The organism is Nonomuraea sp. NPDC050733, assembly GCF_040654215.1.
In the GTDB taxonomy this organism is placed as follows: Bacteria; Actinomycetota; Actinomycetes; order Streptosporangiales; family Streptosporangiaceae; genus Nonomuraea.
In genome coordinates this window covers 160204-182426 of the sequence record NZ_JBFAHO010000009.1, presented here as the reverse complement: position 1 = coordinate 182426, position 22223 = coordinate 160204, and the positions used below count along the sequence as shown (strand labels likewise).

The 22223-nt window shown below is 72.6% G+C and carries 21 protein-coding genes and 1 pseudogene; 5 read left to right on the top strand and 17 right to left on the bottom strand.

Annotated features, from left to right (window positions below; genetic code table 11):
• Positions 1–90 precede the first annotated feature (90 nt).
• From AB0H64_RS18370 to AB0H64_RS18350, 5 genes are all read right to left on the bottom strand, one after another.
• Positions 91–1425: an AAA family ATPase gene (locus AB0H64_RS18370; protein WP_357625564.1), complete on the bottom strand. Its 1335-nt coding sequence runs from the start codon at positions 1423–1425 to the stop codon at positions 91–93.
• Complete coding sequence (locus AB0H64_RS18365) at positions 1422–2849, bottom strand: hypothetical protein (RefSeq protein ID WP_357625561.1); 1428 nt, start codon at positions 2847–2849, stop codon at positions 1422–1424. Before AB0H64_RS18365 ends, AB0H64_RS18370 begins: the two co-directional genes overlap by 4 nt.
• A 34-nt stretch (positions 2850–2883) precedes the next feature.
• A complete protein-coding gene (locus tag AB0H64_RS18360) occupies positions 2884–3984 on the bottom strand; it encodes a hypothetical protein (protein ID WP_357625558.1) in 1101 nt (366 codons plus the stop codon).
• Positions 3985–4073: 89 nt separating this feature from the next.
• Positions 4074–5156: a hypothetical protein gene (locus tag AB0H64_RS18355; RefSeq protein ID WP_357625555.1), complete on the bottom strand. Its 1083-nt coding sequence runs from the start codon at positions 5154–5156 to the stop codon at positions 4074–4076.
• 63 nt (positions 5157–5219) lie between these two features.
• Positions 5220–5909, bottom strand: a complete 690-nt coding sequence (locus AB0H64_RS18350; RefSeq protein WP_357625552.1) for a class I SAM-dependent methyltransferase — start codon at positions 5907–5909, stop codon at positions 5220–5222.
• Between the two features lie 85 nt (positions 5910–5994).
• On the opposite strand from AB0H64_RS18350, the gene AB0H64_RS18345 reads away from it, so the two are divergent.
• Entirely contained in the window at positions 5995–6516 is a 522-nt protein-coding gene (locus AB0H64_RS18345) for a hypothetical protein (protein ID WP_357625550.1), read from the top strand.
• On the opposite strand, the gene AB0H64_RS18340 is transcribed toward AB0H64_RS18345, so the two are convergent.
• The 9 genes from AB0H64_RS18340 to AB0H64_RS18300 all read right to left on the bottom strand — a co-directional run bounded on the left by AB0H64_RS18340 (position 6443) and on the right by AB0H64_RS18300 (position 14820).
• Positions 6443–7282: an ABC transporter permease gene (locus AB0H64_RS18340; RefSeq protein WP_357625547.1), complete on the bottom strand. Its 840-nt coding sequence runs from the start codon at positions 7280–7282 to the stop codon at positions 6443–6445. The genes AB0H64_RS18345 and AB0H64_RS18340 overlap by 74 nt on opposite strands.
• Complete coding sequence (locus AB0H64_RS18335) at positions 7279–7998, bottom strand: ABC transporter ATP-binding protein (RefSeq protein WP_357625544.1); 720 nt, start codon at positions 7996–7998, stop codon at positions 7279–7281. The genes AB0H64_RS18340 and AB0H64_RS18335 overlap by 4 nt, the downstream gene beginning before the upstream one ends.
• A 113-nt stretch (positions 7999–8111) precedes the next feature.
• Positions 8112–9722, bottom strand: a complete 1611-nt coding sequence (mctP, locus tag AB0H64_RS18330) for a monocarboxylate uptake permease MctP (protein WP_357625542.1) — start codon at positions 9720–9722, stop codon at positions 8112–8114.
• The gene (locus AB0H64_RS18325) at positions 9719–9928 is read right to left on the bottom strand and encodes a DUF3311 domain-containing protein (RefSeq protein ID WP_357625539.1); all 210 of its coding nucleotides are present in this window, start codon (positions 9926–9928) and stop codon (positions 9719–9721) included. Before AB0H64_RS18325 ends, mctP (AB0H64_RS18330) begins: the two co-directional genes overlap by 4 nt.
• A gap of 183 nt (positions 9929–10111) precedes the next feature.
• Entirely contained in the window at positions 10112–11722 is a 1611-nt protein-coding gene (gene mctP / locus AB0H64_RS18320; protein ID WP_357625536.1) for a monocarboxylate uptake permease MctP, read from the bottom strand.
• Positions 11719–11922, bottom strand: a complete 204-nt coding sequence (locus AB0H64_RS18315; protein WP_357625533.1) for a DUF3311 domain-containing protein — start codon at positions 11920–11922, stop codon at positions 11719–11721. The genes mctP (AB0H64_RS18320) and AB0H64_RS18315 overlap by 4 nt, the downstream gene beginning before the upstream one ends.
• Before the next feature lie 72 nt (positions 11923–11994).
• A complete protein-coding gene (locus AB0H64_RS18310) occupies positions 11995–12999 on the bottom strand; it encodes a WYL domain-containing protein (RefSeq protein WP_357625530.1) in 1005 nt (334 codons plus the stop codon).
• Between the two features lie 28 nt (positions 13000–13027).
• Complete coding sequence (locus AB0H64_RS18305) at positions 13028–13624, bottom strand: CocE/NonD family hydrolase (RefSeq protein ID WP_357625528.1); 597 nt, start codon at positions 13622–13624, stop codon at positions 13028–13030.
• Positions 13621–14820 (bottom strand): transposase, encoded by a 1200-nt coding sequence (locus tag AB0H64_RS18300; protein WP_357625525.1) that lies wholly within the window; start codon positions 14818–14820, stop codon positions 13621–13623. Before AB0H64_RS18300 ends, AB0H64_RS18305 begins: the two co-directional genes overlap by 4 nt.
• Positions 14821–14842: 22 nt before the next feature.
• On the opposite strand from AB0H64_RS18300, the pseudogene tnpA reads away from it, so the two are divergent.
• Positions 14843–15254: pseudogene (gene tnpA, locus AB0H64_RS18295) on the top strand (IS200/IS605 family transposase).
• A gap of 51 nt (positions 15255–15305) precedes the next feature.
• On the opposite strand, the gene AB0H64_RS18290 reads toward tnpA, so the two are convergent.
• From AB0H64_RS18290 to AB0H64_RS18280, 3 genes are all read right to left on the bottom strand, one after another.
• Positions 15306–15701: a CocE/NonD family hydrolase gene (locus tag AB0H64_RS18290; RefSeq protein ID WP_357625522.1), complete on the bottom strand. Its 396-nt coding sequence runs from the start codon at positions 15699–15701 to the stop codon at positions 15306–15308.
• Between the two features lie 71 nt (positions 15702–15772).
• A complete protein-coding gene (locus tag AB0H64_RS18285; protein WP_357625519.1) occupies positions 15773–16012 on the bottom strand; it encodes a DUF6289 family protein in 240 nt (79 codons plus the stop codon).
• 90 nt (positions 16013–16102) lie between these two features.
• Positions 16103–17548: a glycosyltransferase family 39 protein gene (locus AB0H64_RS18280; RefSeq protein ID WP_357625516.1), complete on the bottom strand. Its 1446-nt coding sequence runs from the start codon at positions 17546–17548 to the stop codon at positions 16103–16105.
• A 335-nt stretch (positions 17549–17883) separates the two neighbouring features.
• Here AB0H64_RS18280 and AB0H64_RS18275 point away from each other — a divergent pair, with 335 nt between their 5' ends.
• From AB0H64_RS18275 to thyX, 3 genes are all read left to right on the top strand, one after another.
• Positions 17884–20022, top strand: coding sequence for an anthranilate synthase component I (locus AB0H64_RS18275; protein ID WP_357625513.1), 2139 nt, complete (start codon positions 17884–17886; stop codon positions 20020–20022).
• A 146-nt stretch (positions 20023–20168) separates the two neighbouring features.
• Complete coding sequence (locus AB0H64_RS18270; RefSeq protein ID WP_357625510.1) at positions 20169–21317, top strand: amidohydrolase family protein; 1149 nt, start codon at positions 20169–20171, stop codon at positions 21315–21317.
• 117 nt (positions 21318–21434) lie between these two features.
• The gene (gene thyX / locus AB0H64_RS18265; protein ID WP_355444591.1) at positions 21435–22217 is read left to right on the top strand and encodes an FAD-dependent thymidylate synthase; all 783 of its coding nucleotides are present in this window, start codon (positions 21435–21437) and stop codon (positions 22215–22217) included.
• Positions 22218–22223 lie beyond the last annotated feature (6 nt).

Here is a 22223-nt window from a genome sequence, read left to right as displayed (position 1 = left end):
GACGGACGCGGGGGACGCGGGGGACGCAGAGGACGCGGGGACTCTTGGGACTCGGGGAATCGTGGTCCTCTGGGGCTCGGGGAGGAGCCGTCAGACGCGGTGGGCCGCCAGGTGGTCCAGGACCGACTGGTTGGCCTCCCAGCCGTCCGGGAACTTCACCGGCACCCCGAGCTGCACCGGCTCGGCCGACGGGTGCGCGTCCAGCAGCTCCGCGATGCCCGCCCGCGCCACCACCACGCACGCGTGCCGGTGCCGCGACGCCAGCACGCACAGCCGCCCCGACTCCAGGTGGAACGCCGTCGCGTCGCGCCGCCCCGACAGCGGGTGCAGCACGATCGTCACGTCGTACTCCCGCCCCTGCAGCCGGTTGGCCGTGTCCACGGTGATCTCCGGCGGCACCCCGGCGGCCCTGATCGCCGCCACCTGGTCGCGGTGCGCCGCCCCGACCGCGATCCGCTCGGCCGTCACCGGCCGCTCGCCCTGCTCCGAGCCCGCCACCGCGCCGCGCTGGAGCAGCCGGGCCGCCAGCAGCGCCACGGCCTCCACCGCCTCTCCGTCGGTGCGGACGGTGTGCCGGTTCGGCAGCTCCAGCAGCGCCCACCCCGACCGCGCCGCCTCCTCCAGCGCCCGGTCGTGCACGGTGCCCATGCCGCCCGTGGACAGCTCCAGCCGCCGCTCGTGCGGCTCCGTGCCCGCCCGGAACCCGGTGAACGGGTAGAACGCCCGCGACACCACCGGCGCGGCCGAGGCGGGCAGCCGCCACGACACCGGCAGCCGGTGGACCGGCAGGTCCGCGTTGTGCCGCAGCAGCACCGACACGGCGCTCTGCAACGGGTCCCACGACAGCCCCGACCAGCGGTCGCCGTCCACGATCGAGAACGGGTCGAGCTGCCCCGGGTCGCCCACGAACAGCGCCCGCTCGAACAGCCCCGCGATGCGCAGCAGCTTGTCCGAGCGCATCTGGTACGCCTCGTCCACGATCGCCCACGGCCACGTCCGGCCGGAGATCCACGCCCACTTGTCGGCGGTCGCGAGCACGATGTCGGGGTCGCCGAGATCCTGCACACGGGTGCCCACCGTGACGCCGGGCAGCTCCAGCAGCCGCAGCGGCGGGACGTAGCCGCCCGCCGACAGCCGCCCGACGGTCAGGTCCGGGTGCCGCTCGCAGATGCGCGTCACCAGGTCGTCCACCTGCTCGTTGGTCTGGGCGACGATCATCAGCGGCTCGCCGGTCGCGGCGATGTGCGCCGCCGCCCGTACGACGAGGGTGGACTTGCCGGCGCCCGGCGGCGAGTCGACGACCACGCCGCGATGCCGCGGCAGGTCGGCGAGCACGGCCCGGATGACCTGCTCGGGACTCGGCTCAGGACTCGGCGCGGGACCCGGACCGGGCGCTTCCTGCCGGGCCGGCGGGGGACTCGTCACGACCACTCCTCCAGGGCGTCCTCGTCGCTCGGCGTGTACTCCCGCGGCGGGCCGCCGTGCGTCCACGGGGTCGCCTCCGGCTCGGGCAGGGCGGGTGAGCCCTGGAAGTCGTCGGTCAGCGAGGTGTAGCAGACCCGTTCGCCCACCTCCGGCACGGACCCGGGCGCCGGCGTCTTCCCCCGGCCCATCCCCTTGGTGATCTTCACGGTGACCAGGCCGTCGCCGGCCGACACGAGCTGGGCGCCCTGGGTGCGGCGCTGCGGGGTGCCGAGCGCGGTGCCGGGCGCCAGCCGTACGGGATCGTCGGTCTTGACCACCACGATCGGGCGCAGCTTGCGTGAGCGGCCCTCGCCCTCGGCGTGCTCGGGGTCGGTCTCGACGACCTCGCCCGCGAACGCCTCGCCGGTCAGCCGGTGCTCGGCCATGACCAGCGGGTCGTCGTAGGCGCGCTGCACCTCGTAGGCGGCCTGGGCGCGCTCCATGCGGGCCAGGCGGGAGGCGGCGGCGACCGCGCCGTCGCGCCGCGCCTGCGGCGGCGCGCCCTCGGCGATCTGCGCGGCCATGCCGCTGAACGAGCCGCGGTCCTGCTCCCACCGCTGCGCCACGCTCGCCCCCTCCGGCAGGCCCCTCAGCAGGTCGATCGCCTGCCACATGAGCCGCCAGGTGGGTTCGAGCTGGGTGCGCAGCGCCTCGGTGATGCGCTCGGCCGAGCCGGCCTCGATGGCCGGGGCCAGCACCTCGGCGTCGAACCCCGGGTCGGTCGCCGGCCCCGCGGGCGGCCACACGAGCGGGTCCTCGGCGTCGTCGCTCGGCCCGGTGGTGATCCACGCCATCAGCGCGGCCAGGTTGGCGTCCTCCAGACCGCTCTGCCCGCTCGCCCAGTGCCGCCCCAGCTCCTCGGTCGCGGCCGTCATCAGCGACGAGCCGGGGTAGGCGGCCCGCTCGCCGAAGTACGTCAGCCAGCGGCCGAGCAGCGGCACCCGCTCCGGCACCGGGTACGGCCCGTCGACCCGCCGGAAACGCGTGGAGCGGCCGAGCAGGCGGGTGAACGCCACGCCCGCCTGGTTCGGCACGACGAGCTGCGGCGCGTCCAGCACACGCTCGTACGGGTCGGCGTTCTTGCGCTCCACCGTCTCGGTGCCGCCGAGGAAGCCCTCGATGTACGGCAGCAACTCGGCGGCCAGGTCGGCGGCCCAGGCGAAGCGCAGGTCGCGGTTGCGCGGCTGCGTCACCACGAGCAGGCGCGGCTCGTCGCGGCGGGTGCCGAGCATGGCGGCCAGCGGCGCGGCGGCCTCGCCGGACAGCTTGAGCGGGATGAACACCATGGGCCGCTCGGACAGGTGGCAGTGCCGCACGGTCGCGATGGGCTGCGCTACGCCCTCGTCGAGCGCCCGCAGCCGCGCGAGCGACGTCAGCAGGCTCACGCCGTCCACCTCCGCCGGGCGTCACGGACGCGGCTCACGCGAGGCACTCCCGGCGCAGGCGCTCGGCGTTGCGCAGCAGCCGGGCGATCTCCTCCTGCCCCTCGGCCGGGTCGCGGGTGCCGTCGGCCAGGCCCAGCGCCTCGCCGACGGAGGCCACCCCGCCCAGCTCGTCGCGCACCTGACGGCCCAGCAGGTCGCAGGCGCCCTCCTGCCGGGCCTCGTCGCGGCAGAAGAAGCACAGGTCGCACGTGGACAGGCAGTCGGGCGCGTACCGGGCGGTGGTGCGGCGCAGCGCGTCGGACAGCTCGGCCGCCGAGCGGGTGGGCAGCCCGTCCTCGCCCGGCACCAGGTCGAACGTCAGGTCGTCCGGCAGTCCCTCCACCAGCCGGTCGAGCCCCGTCATGCGGGAGAGCTGCCGCTCCAGCACGGCGAGCTGCCTGCGCACGTCGACGAGCGTGGCCACGGGCCGGTTGGCGAAGTTCTCGGGGCAGACGAGGACCACGTCGTGCGCCACGCGCCGAGGGTCGTGGCCGAGCTCCCCGAGCAGCCGGCGCAGCGCCAGCACGTACACGGCCGCCTGCCGCGCCGCCGCCGCCACCGCCGACGGGTCGGCCTGGCCGTCGATGACCGAGAACGACTTGATCTCCACGATGTGGAACCGGCCGCCGAGCTGGAACGCCACCACGTCCGGCTCCAGGAACGCGGTGTGCCCGGCGATCTCCAGGCCGAGCAGCGGATGGTCGTAGAGCGTGCCGGAGTCGTGGCCGTCGCGCGCCGCCCGGTCGAACAGCGCCCGCGTGTGGGCGTGGCGCAGGTGGGCTCCGACGTTCTCGACGTCGTGGTAGGCCACCTCGGCGACCGGCAGCTCCAGCAGCTCGCGCAGCATCCGCAGCAGCTCGGCGCACCCGTCGGCCTTCACCAGCGCCTCGAACGCGTTGCCGCGGGTGATCGCGAACGGCGACTGCCCGAACGGCGCCGGGAAGCCCAGGTGCCGGGCGGTGGCGTCCTTGTCGATGCCCGCGCCGTCCAGCAGCGCCCGCCGCGCGCAGCCGGGGTTGGCGGCGAGCGCGGCGATGGCGCGCGCGTCGTGCGGCTTCTGCGGCGTCGTGCCCCGCAGCGCGTCAAGCCGGTTCATCGGCTGCCTCTCATGTGCTCATCCACCTGCTCGTGTCGCCAAGTGCTCGTGTCGCGAATGCTCGTGTCAGTGCTCGTGTCGCTCTGTGCTCAGGTGGCCGTGCGGGCGGTCGCGGCCCGGGCAGCGGCGACGGTGCTCAGCGTAGCGGCGCCGAACAGTCGCGCCCGGTCACCGAGCTGGGCGGCCGCGCGTTTCGCCAGCTCGGCCCGGTCCCGCGTGTCGCGCCCGGCGTGTACGGCCAGCTCGGCCCGCGCCGCCTCGATCACCCGGAGCGGGTCGGGCGGGCCCAGGTCGTGGGCGGCGCCGCCCGGGATGTTGCGCGCCATCCGCGCGAGCAGCCGCTCCACCTGAGGATCGGGCTCATCCGTGCCGGTGCCGAGGCCCGTGCCCACGGCCGGTGCGCCGGAGTCCGGGCACAGCCGCCGGGCCACGGCGACGGCGCAGGTCAGGAAGTGGACACGCGGGCTGAGCGGGCCCACCATCCGCCGCTCCAGCGGCCACGTGCTCACCGCGAGCAGGCCGCGGGCGGGGGAGAGGCGGTCGGTCAGGGCGGCGCACAGGTAGTACGGGCGGCCGAACGGGGAGGAGGCGAACGAGCGCTCCTCGTCGCGGCGCAGGCTGGTGAGCTGGGCGCCGCGCAGGGAGCCGCCGAAGAACGCCTCGCTCACGGCCGCCAGCAGCCGGGGCTGGGCCGGCACGCCGAGCAGGGTGAGCGCCTGGTGCGCCTGCTCCCGCACGGTCACGAGCCGCAGCCCGCCCCTCCCGGCGGCACCGCCGTTCCCGGAGCCGGCGACCTTCCTGGAACCACCGCGATTCCCGCCACCACCGGCATTTCCGGACTCACCCGCATTTCCGGAACCAGCAGCATTTCGAGGACCACCGGCACTTCCGGAACCAGCGAGGTTCCCGCCGCCCTGCTCACCCGTCGGTCCGATGACGCCGGATGCCGGGTCGCCGACCGCGTGCGCCGCGTCGTCGGCGGCGGATGCCGGGTCGAGGCCGCCGGAGACCAGGGCGTCCCAGGCGCGCTCGGCGGCACGCAGGTCGGCCCGGAGCGTCCGGGCGGCGGCCGGGTCGCGGGCACGCATGGCCCGGCGCACCCCGGCGCGCAGCTCGTCGATCCGCCGTTCCAGATCGTCCAGCCGATCACCCATGATCGTCCAGCCGGTCACCCATGGCGCGAGCGTAACAGGAGTTCCAGTCTTTCCCAGTAATTTCCAGCTATAAGCGGAAATCTACGTCGTAAGGGCCCCTGCCGCCACCCACGTCCGGTCCTCCGTCAGGAACCGCAGCATCCTCAGCCCCGCCTCCTCCAGGGCCCGCGCCAGGTCCTCGTCCGACAGCCGCCGCGACGAGGACGACTGCGTCCACACGCGCCCGTCCACCTCGTACCGCATGGTGACGGTGAACCGCCCCGGCTCCGGCTGCTCCAGCGCGGCCAGCGCGATGGTGACGCCGTCCTCGGTCCAGCCCTGGCCCACCTCCCAGGCGTCGAGCCGCTCCGGCGGCATCCACTGGAGGAGCACGTGTCCGTCCGGCGCCACGTGGCGGGCGCACGCCTCCAGCAGCGCGCGCCGCCCTTCCGCGTCCGCGGTCTGCACGAGGTGCGAGGCCAGCACGACCGTGTCGAAGCGCCGCTCCAGCCGCAGCTCGTCGATGCGCGCCCGCACGGTGGCCGCGCCGCGCACGTGCGCGAGCATCTCCGCCGACTCGTCCACGGCCACGACCTCGAAGCCGAGCTCGACCAGCGGGTGGGTCATGCGGCCGGTGCCGCAGCCCAGCTCCAGGATCGTGCCGCCGGCCGGCGTCACCGTGGCGATGATCTCGGGCTCGCCGCGGGAGCGCTGCGTCGCGTAGAACTCCACGGGCGAGCCGTCGGGGGTGATGGGGCCGGACCCGGTGCCGCTGTTCGGTGTGATCGTCACGATTCCGACCCTAACCACCGCCAGGCGTCCGGGGGCTTGCCGGAAACGACCCCCAGCATGCTCCGGGACCGCGACCATGGTGTCCGTGCTGCTACGTCGAGTGATCGGGGCGGTGGCGGGGCTGGCCGCCCTGCCGGTCGTGTACTACCTGGCCGAGGCGGGCGCCCGCGCGCTGCGGACCGCCTACACCTCGTTCGCACCCGGCCCCGCCGGGCTGGGGCTGCTCGCGGGCGCGGCGGTGCTCGCCGCGCTGCTGCGCGGGCTGTCGCGGACCGCCGCGCTGACCTGCGGCGCGCCGCTCGCCGCCGTGGGCGCGCTCTTCGCGCTGCGGCTGGACCTCGCGGTGGAGCTGGCCGGGCGGCTGCCCCGCCTCCTGACGCCCACCGGCGAGCCGCCCGGGGCGCTGGCGGGCGCGACGGGCCTGTACGCGCTGCTCGGCCTCGTGCTGACCGCCTCGGCGGCCCTGCCGGTCCGGCCCTTCAGCCGCCTCAGCCGCCTCCCTGGTTTCAGTCGCTTCAGTCGCTTCAGTCGCTTCAGTCGCCGAAGCGCGACAGCTTCCCGTGCCGGCGGGCATAGCCCAGCGCCCACGCGTACAACCCGAGGGTGAGCGCCAGGTAGACGACGTCGAGCGCGCCCGCCCAGGCCAGCCGGTCCCAGGGCACGGCACCGCCGGCCATCACCGTGCGCATGCCCTCGAAGACGTGCGAGGCGGGCAGGAACCACGACACGGTCTGGAGCGGCGCGGGCAGCACCGACACCGGGTAGAAGATCCCGGCCAGCGGCTGCACCACGAACACCAGCGACCAGGCGATCACCTGCGCGTTCTCGCCGAAGCGCAGCACGGCGGCGATGCCGACCAGCCCCAGCGACCAGCCGAGCACGAGCAGCACCCCCATGAACGGCACGAGCCCCACGCCGATGGCCGTCACCCCGAACCCGTAGAGGGCGTAGGCCAGCCCGGCCATCACGGTGACCGCGAACGCCACCTTGCCGAGCGAGAACAGCACCAGCCCGGCCAGGTACTCGGCGCTGGACAGCGGGCTGACCTGCACGTTGAGCAGGTTGCGCGACCAGATGTCCTCCAGGAAGGCGATGGAGATCTCGTTGCTGGCCTTCTGCAGCACCTGCCAGAGCAGCACCGCGCCGAGCAGGAACGCCACCACGAACGGCACCCGCTGGGTGCTCAGGAACAGGGTGACGAACCCCCACAGCAGCAGCTCGACCGTCGGCCAGAAGAGGATCTCGAAGACGCGGACCGGGCTGCGGCGCAGCGCGGCGAAGTCGCGGCGCACCACAGCGAGGACCCGGCTGCGCCGGGCGGCGAGACCCAGCGGCGGCAGACCCGGGAGCAGGGCGGGTGGGGGTGTCGTCATCCGCGGGCCACCTTCAGGAAGACTTCTTCCAGGTCCTCGGCCCCGTAGTGGCCGGCCAGCTCGGCGGCGCTGCCGGTGGCCACGACGCGGCCCTCGGCCAGGAAGTGGATCCGGTCGCACATCCGCTCGACCTCGCGCATGTTGTGCGAGGTGATGAGCATCGCGGCGCCGCTCTCGCGGGCCACGCCGGACAGCAGGCCGCGGATCCGGTCGCCGGCGTCGGGGTCGAGGTTGGCCGTCGGCTCGTCGAGCACGAGCAGCCGGGGCGCGTTGATCAGCGCCTTGGCGAGCTGGACGCGGGTGCGCTGCCCCGACGACAGGTCCATCACCCGCCGCCGTCTCAAGGGGCCGAGCTCCAGCAGCTCGATCATCTCGGCGACCCGTTCCTTCGGCCGTCGTACGGCGTAGAAGCGGGCGAAGACGTCGAGCACCTCCTGCACCAGCAGCGGGCCGGGCAGGTCCACGTAGCTGGCGGCGAAGTTGACCCGGCTCAGCGCCTCGATCCGGTGCCGGGCCAGCTCCATGCCGAACATCGTGATCGTCCCCGCGTCGGGCGTGATGAGCCCGAGCAGCATGTGCAGGGTCGTCGACTTGCCGGCGCCGTTGGGGCCCAGCAGCGCGGCCACCTCGCCCTCGGCCACGGTGATGCTCACGTCGTGGACGGCCGTGACCGGTCCGAATCTCTTCGCCAGGCGGGTCGCCTCCAGGATGGCCACCACTCCAGCCTGCGGTCCGTGCTCGCCCGTGCGCAACGGGTTTTCGCCGGGCCCGGAGACGGCGGGGGCCCGCCTCCACGAGGGAGACGGGCCCGGCCGGGTCGGAGAACGGATCAGTGCGAGGCGGAGAGGTCGAGCTCCTTGACCCGCGGGTCGCCCTCGTCGGCGAAGTAGTCGCCGCGCGAGGTGGCGTCCTCGCCGTCGGCCACCTTGGCGGCCCGGAAGGCCAGCGTGGCCAGCACCGACACCACGAGGTTGACCGCGAGGGCGAGGAAGCCCGCGTACACGGTCATCGGGGTGTCGAGGCCGAGGTTCTTCAGCGCGAACGCGGACCCGCCGAAGTGGGCCTTGCCGTTGGCCGGGTTCGGGATGAGGTACAGCATCCACATGCCCGCCGCCAGGCCGGCCGCCCAGCCGACGATGAGGCCGCCCCGGTGGAACCAGCGGGTGTAGAGGCCGAGCCCCACCGAGGGCAGCGTCTGCAGGATGATCACGCCGCCGATGAGCTGCAGGTCGATGGAGAACTGCGGGTCGAGCAGCAGGATGCAGAGCACCGCGCCGACCTTGACGACCAGCGACACCAGCTTGGACACCTTGGCCTCCTGGGCGTCGGTGGCCTGCTTGTTGATGTACTCGCGGTAGATGTTGCGGGTGAACAGGTTGGCCGCCGCGATCGACATGATCGCCGCCGGCACCAGCGCGCCGATGCCCACGGCCGCGTACGCGATGCCGGTGAACCAGTCGGGGAACATCTGGTCGAACAGCCGCGGGATGATCGTGTTGGTGTCGGGCTTGCCGGTGGCGCCCATGACGGGCTTGGTGCCCGCGGCGATGGCCATGAAGCCGAGCAGCGCGATGAGGCCGAGCAGGAAGCTGTAGGCGGGCAGGGCCGCCATGTTCCGCTTGATCACGCCCCGGTTCTTCGAGGCCAGCACGCCGGTGAGGCTGTGCGGGTAGAGGAACAGCGCCAGCGCCGAGCCGAAGGCGAGGGTGATGTACTGGAGCTGGTTGGCCGCGTTGAGCGTGATGCCGTCGGTCTTGACCGGGGTGGCGTCGAACTTGGCCTTGGCCGCGTCGAAGACCGATCCCCAGCCGCCGAGCTTGGCCGGGATGTAGATGACCGCGGCGAGGATCACGATGTAGATGAGCGTGTCCTTGACGAACGCGATCAGCGCCGGCGCGCGCAGGCCCGACTGGTAGGTGTACGCGGCCAGGATGGCGAACGCGATGATGATGGGCAGGTGGCCGGTGATGCCCATGGACTTGAGCACGGCCTCGATGCCGACGAGCTGCAGGGCGATGTACGGCATGGTCGCCACCAGCCCGGTCAGGGCGATGACCAGCGCGAGCGTGGGCGAGCCGAAGCGGGCCCGGACGAAGTCGGCCGGCGTGACGAACCCGTGGACGTGCGAGACCGACCACATCCGGGCCAGCACCAGGAACACCAGCGGGTAGACGACCACCGTGTACGGCAGCGCGTAGAAGCCGATCGCGCCGGCCCCGAACACCAGCGCCGGCACGGCCACGAACGTGTAGGCAGTGTAGAGGTCGCCGCCGACGAGGAACCAGGTGATCCAGGAGCCGAAGTTGCGCCCGCCCAGGCCCCACTCGTGCAGGCTCTCGATGTTCTGGGGCCGCCGCCAGCGGGCGGCCACGAAGCCCATGCCGCTCACGACGAGGAAGAGCACCGCGAAGACGACCAGCTCGGTCGTGTGCCCGCTCATCGCGTCATCCGGTAGACGATCGTGGTGCAGGCGACGCCGACGAGGATGAAGGCGATCTGCAGCCAGTAGAAGAGCGGGAAGCCCATGAGGCGCGGCTCGTCGGCGTTGAACAGGAACGTCATCAGGGGCAGCGCGATGGGCAGGACGAGCAGCCAGTTCCAGGGGCTGCGGTCGCTGCTGGGCTGCCCGGGTTCCCGGGTTGTCACTCGACCCCTCCGTTAAGCCGTATCCGTGGGAACGGATGCAGGAGCCGGTCCTCTGACCGGCTCCTGACAGTGTGGTCAACGGAAGGAGAGTAGCTTTACGGAGGTATTAAACCCAATGTCGGTGGGATTACGGTTTGGCCTAAATAGTGGCCAAACGTCCCGGAATGTGAGACGCGGGGCGGTTCACGTTGAGCCGGCGAGGTCCACCTCCTTGACCGCGGGGTCGCCCTCGTCGGCCGTGTAGTCGGCGGGCCGGGTCCCGTCGGGCCCGTCCGCGGCCTTGGCCGCGCGCGCGATCACCGTGCCCAGGACGGCCACGACCAGGTTGACCAGCAGCGCCAGGAAGCCCGCGTAGACGGTGATCTTCGTGTCGAGGCCGAGGTTGGCCAGCGGGAACGCCGAGCCGCCGAAGTGCGCGTGCTTGGTGGCCGGGTTGGCGATGCTGTAGAGCATCAGCAGCCCGCCGCCCATCCCGGCGACCCAGCCGGCGATCAGCCCGGCCCGGTGGAACCACCGCGTGAACAGCCCGAGCGCCACCGACGGCAGCGTCTGCAGGATCATCACGCCGCCGATGAGCTGCAGGTCGATCGAGAACTGCGGGTCGATGAGCAGGATGAACAGCACCGCGCCGACCTTCACCACCAGCGAGGTGACCTTGCTGACGCTCGCCTCCTGGGCGTCGGTCGGGTCGCGGTTGACGTACTCGCGGTAGATGTTGCGGGTGAACAGGTTGGCCGCCGCGATCGACATGATGGCCGCGGGCACCAGCGCGCCGATGCCGACCGCCGCGAACGCGACCCCCGCGAACCAGTCGGGGAACATCTTGTCGAACAGCTGCGGCACCACCGTGTTGACGTCGGTGCCGATCGGCTTGACGCCCGCGCTGATCGCCATGTAGCCGAGCAGCGCGATGAGCGCCAGCAGCAGGCTGTACGCGGGCAGCGCCGACATGTTCCGCTTGATCACGTCCCGGTTGCGCGAGGCCAGCACCCCGGTGACGCTGTGCGGGTAGAGGAACAGCGCCAGCGCCGAGCCCAGCGCGAGCGTCACGTACTGGAGCTGGTTGTTGGGGTTGAGCAGGTGTCCGTCGCCGGGCGCCGGCGTGGCCTCGAACTTGGCCCTCGCCCCGTCGAAGATCGCCCCCCAGCCGCCCAGCCGGGCCGGGATGTAGATGATCGCCACGAGGATGACCAGGTAGATGAGGATGTCCTTGACGAACGCGATCAGCGCCGGCGCGCGCAGCCCCGACTGGTAGGTGTAGGCGGCCAGGATCACGAACGCCACGATCAGCGGCAGGTCGCTCAGGAACCCGCTGCCCGCCACGCCCATCGTCTTCAGCACGGCCTCGATGCCGATGAGCTGGAGCGCGATGTACGGCATGGTCGCCACGATGCCGGTGACGGCCACCAGCAGCGCCAGCGTGGGCGAGCCGAACCGCAGCCGCACGAAGTCGGCCGGCGTGACCAGCCGGTGCACGTGCGACACCGACCACAGCCGGATCATGATGAGGAACACGATCGGATAGGTGATCACCGTGTACGGCACGGCGAAGAACCCGGCCGCGCCCGCGCCGAACAGCAGGGCCGGCACCGCCACGAACGTGTAGGCGGTGTAGAGGTCGCCGCCGATGAGGAACCAGGTGATCCACGAGCCGAAGTTGCGCCCGCCCAGCCCCCACTCGTGCAGACTGGCCAGGTCGGTGGGGCGGCGCCACCGGGCGGCGACGAAGCCCATCCCGCTCACCAGCAGGAACAGCACCGAGAAGACGACGATCTCGGTCGTGTGCGCGCTCACGGCCGCCCCCTCGTCATCCGGTAGACGATCGTGGTCGTCACCACGCCGAGGACGATGAAGGCGATCTGCAGCCAGTAGAAGAGCGGGAAGCCGAACAGCCGCGGCTCGTCGGCGTTGTAGAGGAACGTCAGCAGGGGGATGACGACAGGCACGAGCAGCAGCCAGTACCAGGGGCTGCGGTCACTCTTGTCACCGGGCAAGGCGGTCTCCTTGGGCGTGAGGAGAAGCAGCTCTCGACCCCGCACCTTAGACAGGCCGGGGTTCCGGTCAGGTCACGGATCGCCGAGTGGTCGTAGCGCCGCGCCGAACGGTCGATCTCCCGGGGCCTCCTCCCGCGGCTCGTACAGCCGTGCCATGCGGGCGGCCGCCCCGGCCAGCAGGGCACGCAGCTCCGGCGGCCCGAGCACCTCCGCCTCCGGGCCGAGGCGCAGCACCTGACTGTAGGCCACGGCGACGGACTCGACGCCCAGCCGCATGGTGCCGTCCGGCTGGAGCGAGGCCAGCGCGTCGTCCAGCGCGGCCGGGTCGGCGACGTGCCGCAGCATCCGCACCCCCGCCTCGGTCAGCCGCAGCGTCACCGTCTCCCGCAGCAGCGAGCGGGCGAAGGCGGCCGCGTGCTCCGCCCAGAACGCCGCCAGGTCGAAGCCCGGGTCCCGCTCGAACACGCCCTCGTGCGGCTCGACCTCGCCGAACCGGTCCACCCGGAAGACCAGGAACCGGGACCGGACCCGGCCGGCGAGATACCACACCCCCGCCTTCAGCACGAGCCCGTACGGCTCCAGGGTCCGGCGGCGGTCCCGGTAGGCGGCGGTGACCGGCCGGTCGCTCCACACGGCCCGGGCCAGCGGCGCCAGGGCGGCGGGCGGCGGATCGCCCGGGGCGAACCAGCCGGGCGCGTCCAGGTGGAAGCGCTGCGCCGCGGTCGCGGGCGCGTCGCGCAGGCCGGGCGACAGGGCCGCCGCGGCCTTCAGCCGGGCCGTCGCCGCCACGCCCTGCAGGCCCATCTCCCGCAGCGCGGCCGGCACCCCCGACAGGAACAGCGCCTCCGCCTCGGCCCGGTCCAGGCCGGTCAGCCGGGTCTGGTAGCCGTCGAGCAGCCGGTAGCCGCCGCCGCGCCCCCGGTCGGCGTACACCGGCACGCCCGAGCCCGACAGGGCGAGCACGTCGCGGTGGACGGTCCGCTCCGACACCTCCAGCTCGCGCGCCAGCTCCGCCGCCGTCATCCTGCCGCGCGCCTGGAGCAGGAGCACCAGGGACATCAGCCGCGCGGCGCGCACGGCCCCGCCTCACGGCCGGCCGGCGGCCTCACGTGGGCGTCACCCGCGGGAGGACCAGCGCCGAGGGCAGCTCCGGGGCGTGGAAGACCTCGACGTCGGCCGGGACCATCGGGCCGCCGAGCCCGATCGCCCGCCCGGTGCCGGTGTTGCGGGCGATCGTCGGGTACGCGCCGGCGGCCACGTGCACGCGGATCCGGTGCCCGGCCCGGAAGCGGTGCCCGAGCGGCCACAGCTCCACCACCACCCGCCGCACGTCCCCGTCCAGGAACTCGCCGGGGGCTCCCGGGTCTTCGGGGGAGTCCGGGCGCAGGCGGCGCACGCCCTCGCACAGGTTGAGCGACCTGCCGTCCGGGCGCACGTCGCACACCCGCACCACCACGTCCACGTACGGCGTGCTGGAGCGCACGAACAGCTCGGCCGTGACGGGCCCGATCATCTCGACGTCCCGCGGCAGCGCCGGCGAGCTGTAGACGAGCACGTCGCGCCGCGCCTCCAGGCGTCGCTGGTCGCGCGGCCGGGAGTCCGACAGCAGCACCGGCCCGCCGATCACGGGTGGGGTGCGCGGGGTCTTGACGCGCTCCCCGGTCTGAGGGCCGGGGATTCTGGCCTGTGTCGCCGTGTTCATGCGGCGGCGCTTCCGTGGCTTCCTGCTTCATCGGCCTGTGCCACCGCATGGGGTGGTCTTATCTGGTCTCTGCAGGCGTTTTGTCTCTCCGCCCGTCCGGCGGCGAGAATGTTGACGGCGGCGTTGATGTCCCGGTCGTGGACCGCGCCACACGTGCACGTCCATTCCCGTACGGCAAGCGGCATCCGGTCGGTGAGGATGCCGCAGGCCGAGCACAGTTTGGACGAAGGAAAGAACCGGTTGATCTTGATGACCGTCCTGCCGTACAGCGTGGCCTTGTATTCCAGCATGGCGACGAAGGACGACCAGCCCGCGTCATGTACGCTCTTGGCCAGCTTCGTGCGCGCCAGTCCCTTGACAGCCAGGTCCTCCAGATAGATCGCTTGGTTGTCGCGGATCAACCGGGTGGAGAGCTGGTGATGGAACTCACGGCGCGCATCGGCGACCTTCGCATGCTGGCGGGCGACCTTCCGCCGAGCTTTGGCCCGGTTGGCCGAGCCTTTCTCCTTTCGGGACAGGGCTGCCTGCAAACGCTTGAGTTTCTTCTCCGCCCGGTGCAGGAACCGAGGTGAGTCGATCTTCTGGCCGTCCGACAGCACCGCGAAATGCCCCAGCCCGAGGTCGATGCCGGCCTCGGCCTCGTTGACCGGCAGCCGGCGCCGGCTCACCTCGACCACGAACGAGGCGAAGTGCCGGCCTGCCGCGTCTTTGATGACGCTCACGCTGGAGGGCGCACCCGGCAGGTCGCGTGACCATCGCACCGCGACATCCCCGATCTTCGGCAGGCGGAGTTTGCCCGCCGTGGTGACGGCGAACCGGGCGTTCTTGGTGAATCGGATCACCTGCCGGTTGTCCTTGCGGGACCGAAACCGTGGCGCGCCCATCCTCGGCCCTTTGCGCTTGCCGCTCAGCCGGGCGAAGAAATTGCGGAAGGCGGCGCACGCGTCGGCCAGCGCCTGTTGCAGGACGACCGCCGACACCTCGCTCAGCCACGCCCGCTGCGGCGTCTGCTTCGCTTCGGTGATCAGAAGGCGGGACAGTGCGGCGTCGCTGATGAACGGCCGGCCGCTCTCGTGCGCGTCGCGGCGGGTGCGGACGACGTCGTTGAACACCACACGGGCGCACCCGAACGCCTTGGCCAGTGCGATGCGCTGGCCGGGGGTCGGGTCGATCCGGTAGGAGTACCGCACTTGCACCCTTGCATCCTACAGTTGGTTTATGGCCGAGTGCAGCGATATCAGAGTAGGGCGTTACTGTGTTTTCGCGCTCCATGCCCATTTGGTCTTTGTGACGAAATACCGCATCCGGTGTTCACCGGCACGCACCTGACCCGCCTGCGGGAGATCATGTCCTCGGTGTGCGGTGACTTCGAGGTCGAACTACGCGAGTTCAACGGGGAGGCCAACCATGTCCCATGCTGGTGAACTTCCCACTCAAAGTGGCACTGTCCAAGCTGGTCAACAGCCTCAAAGGGATGTCCTCGCGACGGATGCGGCAAGAGTTTCCCGAACTGGCCGACCACTACCGCGCCACCAAGCTGTGGTCGGGCTCCTACTTCGCTGGGAGCGTGGGTGGTGCGCTGATCACTATCCTGCGCCAGTACATCGAACAACAGAACCTGCCAGCCTGAGGCGGGCGGACGCCGGCGCGCCCGCCGGCGAAACAGCTTTTCCCGCCCCGGCTATGCGGGCGAGTCCGCTTCATCCTCGGCGTGAATGCCGAGGCACTGCGGACGAATTCGGTAGTCCTGGTACGACGGGCCGAACATCGCGAACGACCCGTCGTACCAGGGCTGGGCCCGCATCCACGCCAGCGTCGCCAGGCCGTCGTCGTGCTCGTCGGCCATCGGGTCGAGCAGGCCGCCGGAGCCGAAGCCGCCCCGGCAGCTCTGGATCACCACGTGGAAGCCGTTGCGGGCGAAGCCCCGCCCGTACATCCAGCCGAACAGGCCCCGCCGGCCGTACGGGGAGCGGATGAGCACCACCGGCGCCCGGCCGCCACCGGCGGGCGCGTAGTGGTCGGCCAGCAGGGTCACACCGTCCGGCATGGGGACGGGAAGGTCACGCCGGAGCCGCACGCGTCGCATCACCTACCAGTAACAGATGCCGCCCGGCAGGTGGAAGCCCGTGCCGCTCCGCGCATCCGTGATCAGCAGGGGACCTCCGAGAAGTCCTTGTAGATGGTGCGGACGCCCCAGGAGCCGCCGCCGCCTTCGCATTCCTCCACCTTCTGCCCGACCACGGTGGTCCAGGAGGAGTCGGAGTAGTAGGTCGTGACGCAGTAGTTGCCGAGCCCGCAGGGCCGGGCCTGGGCGGGCGCGCTGGTGACGGCCGTGCCGGCCAGGGCCAGCACGACGGCCACGGGGAGGGACAGGAGGGTGCGGCGCATGGCGAAGCCCTTCGATGGGGGGACCGTTGACCGGATCATGAGCCTGCCCGGCCCGAAGATCAAGGCCCGCGCCACGGGTTCGTGGACCCGCTAGCTGTAGTGCTGGTAGAGCGGCCAGGCGGCTCGCCAGGAGCCCTTCAGTCCCCGGCACAGGAACACCGGCATCCCCTGCAACTCGTTCTGCACGCCGACCCGGTTGTCCACCACGGCCCGCTGCTCGCAGGTGGTGTACTGCCGGTACATGCCGCGCCGGCCGATGTTCACCGCCACCGCGACGGTGCCGGTCTCGGGCGGCGGGCCGTACAGGTGGAGCTGGTTCTGCCCGCTGTAGACGCGCGGGATCCCGGCCCGCGCCAGCGCGCCCTGCTCGCCGTAGCTGCCGGTCAGCACGATCGCGCGGGCCCGCTCCTCGGGCGGCAGCGTGTCCAGGATGCCGCGCACGGCGGCGGCGAACTGCGGCCAGCCGACCGATTCGCGCACCACCTCGTCGATCTCCGGGATCGGGGTGGCGGCCAGCCGGTCGGCGGGCAGCAGCGGCAGCGCGATCACCGCGCAGACCAGCCCGTTGACCACCAGTGACGCCACCGCCAGCCACACCCGCCCGGCGCCCGCCGCCTCCACGCTCACGCAGCCCGCCGTGAACAGCAGCAGGACCAGCCCCGCCGTGTAGTCGAACCGGCCGCCGCTGAGCACCGTCAGCACCGCCGCGGCCGGGAACGCGACCGCCACCGCCCGCACCCGCCGGTCCTTCCACAGCCGCCACCAGCCGAACCCGCCGATGACCGCCACGACCGGCCCGAACAGCCCGAACTGCATCGGCACGAACATCACCCGCTGCTCGTCGCCCTCGCCCTCGCTGAGCGCCGCGGCCATCTTGAGCTGCGGCCAGTCGTGGGTCGCCTGGTAGACCAGGTTGGGGGCGGCCAGGACGAGGGCGATCGCCGCGCCCGCCCACAGCCACGGGCTGGCCAGCACCCGGCGGGGCCCCGCGAGCAGCAGCCCGGCCGCGAGGCCCAGCGCCAGCATCGCGATCAGCAGCTTGTTGTACGTCGCCAGCCCGGCCACCACGCCGAACGCGACCCACCAGCGCGGCTCCTCCCGGCGCAGCGCCTTGATCGCGAACAGCCCGGCCGCCGCCCAGAACGGCAGGTCGAAGCTGAGCGTCAGCATCGTGTGCCCGGCCACCAGCGTGTACGCGCCGGTCGCGACGCCGAGCGCGGCCACGGCCTGGGCGACGCGCCCGCCGCCCAGCTCGCGCGTGATCAGTGTGGCCAGCACCACCAGCAGCGCCGCCGCCACGGCCGGGAAGATCTTCAGCGCGAACAGCGTGTCGCCGAACAGCGCGATCGACAGGCGGGCGATCAGCGGGGTGAGCGGGGGCTGGTCGACATAGCCCCAGGCGGGATACTCGGACAGCACCCTGAAGTAGAGCTCGTCACGGTGGTAGCCGTACCGGTCGCCGAGCAGGAGCAGCACCGCGACCAGGCACGCCACGACGACCGTTGTCGACCGCCAGGCTAACGGGGGGCGTTCCATGATTGTCAAGCTAGCCGTTCGCCCCGCCGCGCGGACCCCTACGCCCCCCGCTATTTCACGCGGCCTTCCGGCGGGCGCCCGTCTGTCACGCCGCCGAGGGGGCGCGGAAGGCCGGAGCCCCCGCCGCGCGCCGCGTTGCACGATCTTGGGCTCGGCGGCTACCCTGGGGCCATGCGAAACCGCGTCGAGCTTCAGTGGTGGCGCCGCTTCTAGGCGGCGCGAGTTTCGCACATCTTCGACGGACGGCCGCCCCGGAAGGCGGCCTTTCTCATGTCCGCCCCCGGGATTCGGCGTTGTGGCAGTTCACTCGACAGTGACTTCGACAAGGGGCAGCAGTGGAGACGAGCGGATATACCAGCGGTTACGTCACGGCCGGCGGCATCGGCGTCGAGCGCGAGACGCGCGAGGTGTCCGAGGACGCGCTCGAGGAGATCGTGAGCGCCCTCGACGTACGGCGCGGGGGCGCCTTCTCCTCCGGCATGGACTATCCCGGCCGCTACAGCAGGTGGGCGTTCGGCTACGTCGACCCCTGCGTCGAGCTCGTCGCCAAGGGCCGCACCATCTCCGCCCGGGCCCTCAACGCCCGCGGCCGCGTCGTGCTGCCCGCCGTGACGTCGTGCCTGCTGGCCGCCGGCAAGCCGGTCGAGGAGCCGACCGCCGACCGGGTCGAGGTGTTCGTCCCCGAGTCGGAGGACCTGCTGCCCGAGGAGATGCGCAGTCGCCGGCCCACCGTGTTCAGCGCGATCCGCGAGGTCATCGCCGCCTTCCGCGGCGACGACCCGCACCTCGGCCTGTACGGCTCCTTCGGCTACGACCTGGCCTTCCAGTTCGAGCCGATCAGGCAGGAGCTCGCCCGCCCCGCCGACCAGCGCGACCTCGTGCTGCACCTGCCCGACCGGCTCGTCGTGATCGACCGGCAGCGCGAGACCTGCGTCGAGCACCGCTACGAGTTCACCGTCGACGGGGCGAGCACCCGCGGACTGGAGCGCACCGGCGACTCCACGCCCATCGCCACGCCCGCCGAGATCCCGTCCGACCCGCCGAAGGGCGAGTACGCCAAGGTCGTCGCCGCGGCCAAGGAGAAGTTCAGGCGCGGCGACCTGTTCGAGGTCGTGCCCGGCCAGTTGTTCCACGCCGTGTGCACCGAGCCGGCCGCCTTCTACCGCAGCCTGCGGCACAGCAACCCGGCGCCGTACGAGTTCATCATCAGCCTCGGCGAGGGCGAGCACCTCGTCGGCGCCTCGCCCGAGATGTACGTCCGGGTCACCGGCGATCGCGTCGAGACCTGCCCCATCTCCGGCACCATCGCCCGCGGCAGCAACCCCGTCGAGGACGCCGAGGCCATCCGCACCCTCCTGACCAGCGTGAAGGAGGAGTCGGAGCTGACCATGTGCACCGACGTGGACCGCAACGACAAGTCGCGCATCTGCGTCCCCGGCTCGGTCCAGGTCATCGGCCGCCGCCAGATCGAGCTGTACTCCCGGCTCATCCACACCGTCGACCACATCGAGGGCCGCCTGCGCCCCGAGTTCGACGCCCTCGACGCCTTCCTCACCCACATGTGGGCCGTCACCGTCACCGGCGCGCCCAAGACGTGGGCCATGCAGTTCATCGAGGACCACGAGGCGACCACCCGCCGCTGGTACGGCGGCGCGATCGGTTTCATCGGCTTCGACGGCTCCATGAACACCGGCCTGACGCTGCGCACCGCCCAGATCAAGGACGGCCTCGCCACCGTGCGGGCCGGGGCGACGCTGCTGTTCGACTCCGACCCGGAGGCCGAGGAGCGTGAGACCGAGCTCAAGGCCAGCGCCCTGCTCGGCGCCCTGGCCGCCGTCAACCAGCCGCACGCCGTGGCCGCCGCGCCGGTCCGCGAGCAGCCGGGCCAGGGCATGAAGGTGCTGCTCGTCGACCACGAGGACTCCTTCGTCAACACCCTGGCCGACTACTTCCGCCAGGAGGGGGCCGACGTGGTGACGCTGCGCCACGGGTTCCCGCCGGCGACCTTCGACGAGGTCGCCCCCGACCTGGTGGTGCTCTCGCCCGGCCCCGGCTGGCCGTCCGACTTCGGCATGGCCGAGCTGATCGGCGAGATCTACGCCCGCGAGCTGCCGGTCTTCGGCGTGTGCCTCGGCCTGCAGGCGATGGTGGAGCAGGCGGGCGGCTCGCTGGAGCTGCTCGACTACCCCGAGCACGGCAAGCGGGGGCAGGTGACGCGGCTCGGCGACAGCGCGCTGCTGGAGGGGCTGCCCGCCGAGTTCACCGCCGCGCGCTACCACTCGCTGCACGCCAAGCGGCCCGGCGTGGTCGGGTTCGAGGCCACCGCGGTGACGCCGGACGGCAACGTCATGGCCATCGAGGACGTCGGCAACCGGCGGTTCGGGGTGCAGTTCCACCCCGAGTCGATCCTGACGGCCGAGGGCGGCGCCGGCGCCAAGATCATAGCCAACGTCCTGCGCCTCTCCCGCCGCTGACCCCGCCGCCCTCCACGCGGGCCCGCGCGTCTGCGACGTCCGGGCCCGCGTGGGGAACGCTGCGCGGCCGGCGGGGGAACGGCCGGCGGGGGAGAGGTGTGGGGAAAGCGGAGCGGCGGCCCGGCCGTACGCCCTAGAGTCTCCGCATGCTCCCCCTCGGCCTGCCCGACACGGTGCGTGAAGCGCTGCTCGCCCCGCTGGTCGACCACCACTGCGACGCCGTGCGCCGCGACGACCTGTCCCGGGCCCAGTACGAGCTGCTGATCGGCGGCGGCGTGCCCGCGCCGCCCGGCACCACGCACTTCGACACCCCGGTCGGCGTCGCCGTGCGCCGCTGGTGCGCCCCCGTCCTCGACCTGGCGCCGCACGCCCCGCCCGCCGTCTACCTGGCCCGGCGCGCCGAGCTGGGCGCCGGCGAGGTCAACCGGCGGCTGCTGGGGGCCGCCGGGGTGGCGGCGTTCCTCGTGGACACCGGCACGGAGAGCGGCGACCTGCTGCCGGCCGCCGAGATGGGGCGGCACGGCTCCGCCGCGGCCGACGAGGTCGTCCGCGTCGAGCAGGTCGAGCACGACGTGGCCGAGATGGCGGGCACGGCCTCCGACTACCTGGACGGCCTGGCCGAGGAGCTGTCCGCCCGCGCCGCCAGGGCCGTGGGCCTGAGCACGGTCACCGCCCACCGCCACGGCCTCGACTTCGACCCGGCCCGCCCCAGCCGCGGGTCGGTGATCGCCGCCGCGAACCGGCGGCTCGCCGACCCCAAGGAGCCGCTGACGGACCCGGTGGCGCTGCGCCACCTGCTGTGGACGTCCGTCGACGTGGCCCGGGAGCGGGGGCTGCCCCTCCAGCTCCACACGGGCGCGGGTCCCGACTCCGGGCACGCGCCGCCGCACCGGACCGACCCCGCGCTGCTGACCGGCTTCCTCCAGGCGCTCCAGCCCGCCGGCGTGACCGTCGTCCTGCTCCACTGCTACCCGTTCCACCGCCAGGCCGCCTACCTGGCCGCCACGTACCCGCACGTCCATGTGGACGTCGGGCGGGCGCTGGCCCGCACCGGCGCCGCGTCGTGGCGGATCGTGGACGAGCTGCTGGAGCTGGCGCCGTTCCACAAGCAGCTCTTCGGCTCCGGCTGCTCCGGCGTGGCCGAGACCGCCCACCTCGGGGCCGTGTCGTTCCGGCGCGCCCTGGGCCGGGCGCTGAAGGAGCGGCTCGACGCGGGGGAGTGGAGCGCCCCCGACGCCGCCCGCGTCGCGTACATGATCGGCTCGGGCAACGCCCGCCGCGTCTACCGCCTCTGACGTCGGCGGGAACGACGCGCACGGCGGGGGACGGGCGGGGCACCCCGGAGTTCGCGCCCGGCCGCCCGACCTGGTTTGCTTGGGCCGTCACATCGCCTAACCGAGCGGGGGCTCGCCATGCGCACCGTCGAACCCGAGGTCTTCATCGTCGCCCGTCCGCAGCTCGACTACGACGAGCTGGCCCGCTACCTGGGCGAGGTCGGCGGCGAGCGGTGGCTGGAGCGGCTCGACCGGGGCGACCTCGACGCGCAGAACCTCGCCGAGTTCGCCGGGCGGCTCTGCTACCGCTCGTTCGAGCCCGGTCTCAACCCCAACGTGGTCCGCATCCGCGAGAACCAGGACGAGTACCTGCGCAACATCCTGGCCAGCGCCCACGGCTCGGTCCTCGAGCACGTCAGCTTCAGCTTCGTGCTGCACAACGTCAGCCGTGTCCTGACGCACGAGCTGGTCCGCCACCGGCCGGGCGTGGCCATCTCCCAGGAGTCGCTGCGCTTCGTCCGCCTGGACGAGCTGCCGTTCTGGTTCCCCGACTGGGCCCGCGAGGACTCCGAGCTGATGGAGCGGGCCACGGCGGTGCTGGAGGAGCTGGAGCGCTTCCAGCTGTGGATGGCCGACCACTTCGAGCTGGACGAGGAGGGCAAGCCGTTCTCCGAGAAGAAGCACCGCACCTCGTTCATGCGCCGCTTCGCCCCCGAGGGCCTGGCCACCGGCCTGGTCTGGACGGCCAACGTCCGCACGCTGCGGCACACCATCGAGGCGCGCACGGCCGTCGGGGCCGAGGAGGAGATCCGGCTGCTGTTCCAGCGCATCGGGGAGCTCATGCTGAAGGAGGCCCCGGCCCTGTTCGGCGACTACGTCGTGGAGGACGGCGCCTGGGTCCCGGGCTGGCGCAAGGTCTGAGCCCGC

Bases quoted from the DNA above. Each gene is read 5' to 3' on its own strand.
- AB0H64_RS18360 (WP_357625558.1), bottom strand. From the start codon at position 3,984: ATGAACCGGCTTGACGCGCTGCGGGGCACGACGCCGCAGAAGCCGCAC.
- AB0H64_RS18340 (WP_357625547.1), bottom strand. From the start codon at position 7,282: ATGACGACACCCCCACCCGCCCTGCTCCCGGGTCTGCCGCCGCTGGGT.
- mctP (WP_357625542.1), bottom strand. From the start codon at position 9,722: ATGAGCGGGCACACGACCGAGCTGGTCGTCTTCGCGGTGCTCTTCCTC.
- AB0H64_RS18305 (WP_357625528.1), bottom strand. From the start codon at position 13,624: ATGAACACGGCGACACAGGCCAGAATCCCCGGCCCTCAGACCGGGGAG.
- AB0H64_RS18285 (WP_357625519.1), bottom strand. From the start codon at position 16,012: ATGCGCCGCACCCTCCTGTCCCTCCCCGTGGCCGTCGTGCTGGCCCTG.
- AB0H64_RS18280 (WP_357625516.1), bottom strand. From the start codon at position 17,548: ATGGAACGCCCCCCGTTAGCCTGGCGGTCGACAACGGTCGTCGTGGCG.
- AB0H64_RS18270 (WP_357625510.1), top strand. From the start codon at position 20,169: ATGCTCCCCCTCGGCCTGCCCGACACGGTGCGTGAAGCGCTGCTCGCC.
- thyX (WP_355444591.1), top strand. From the start codon at position 21,435: ATGCGCACCGTCGAACCCGAGGTCTTCATCGTCGCCCGTCCGCAGCTC.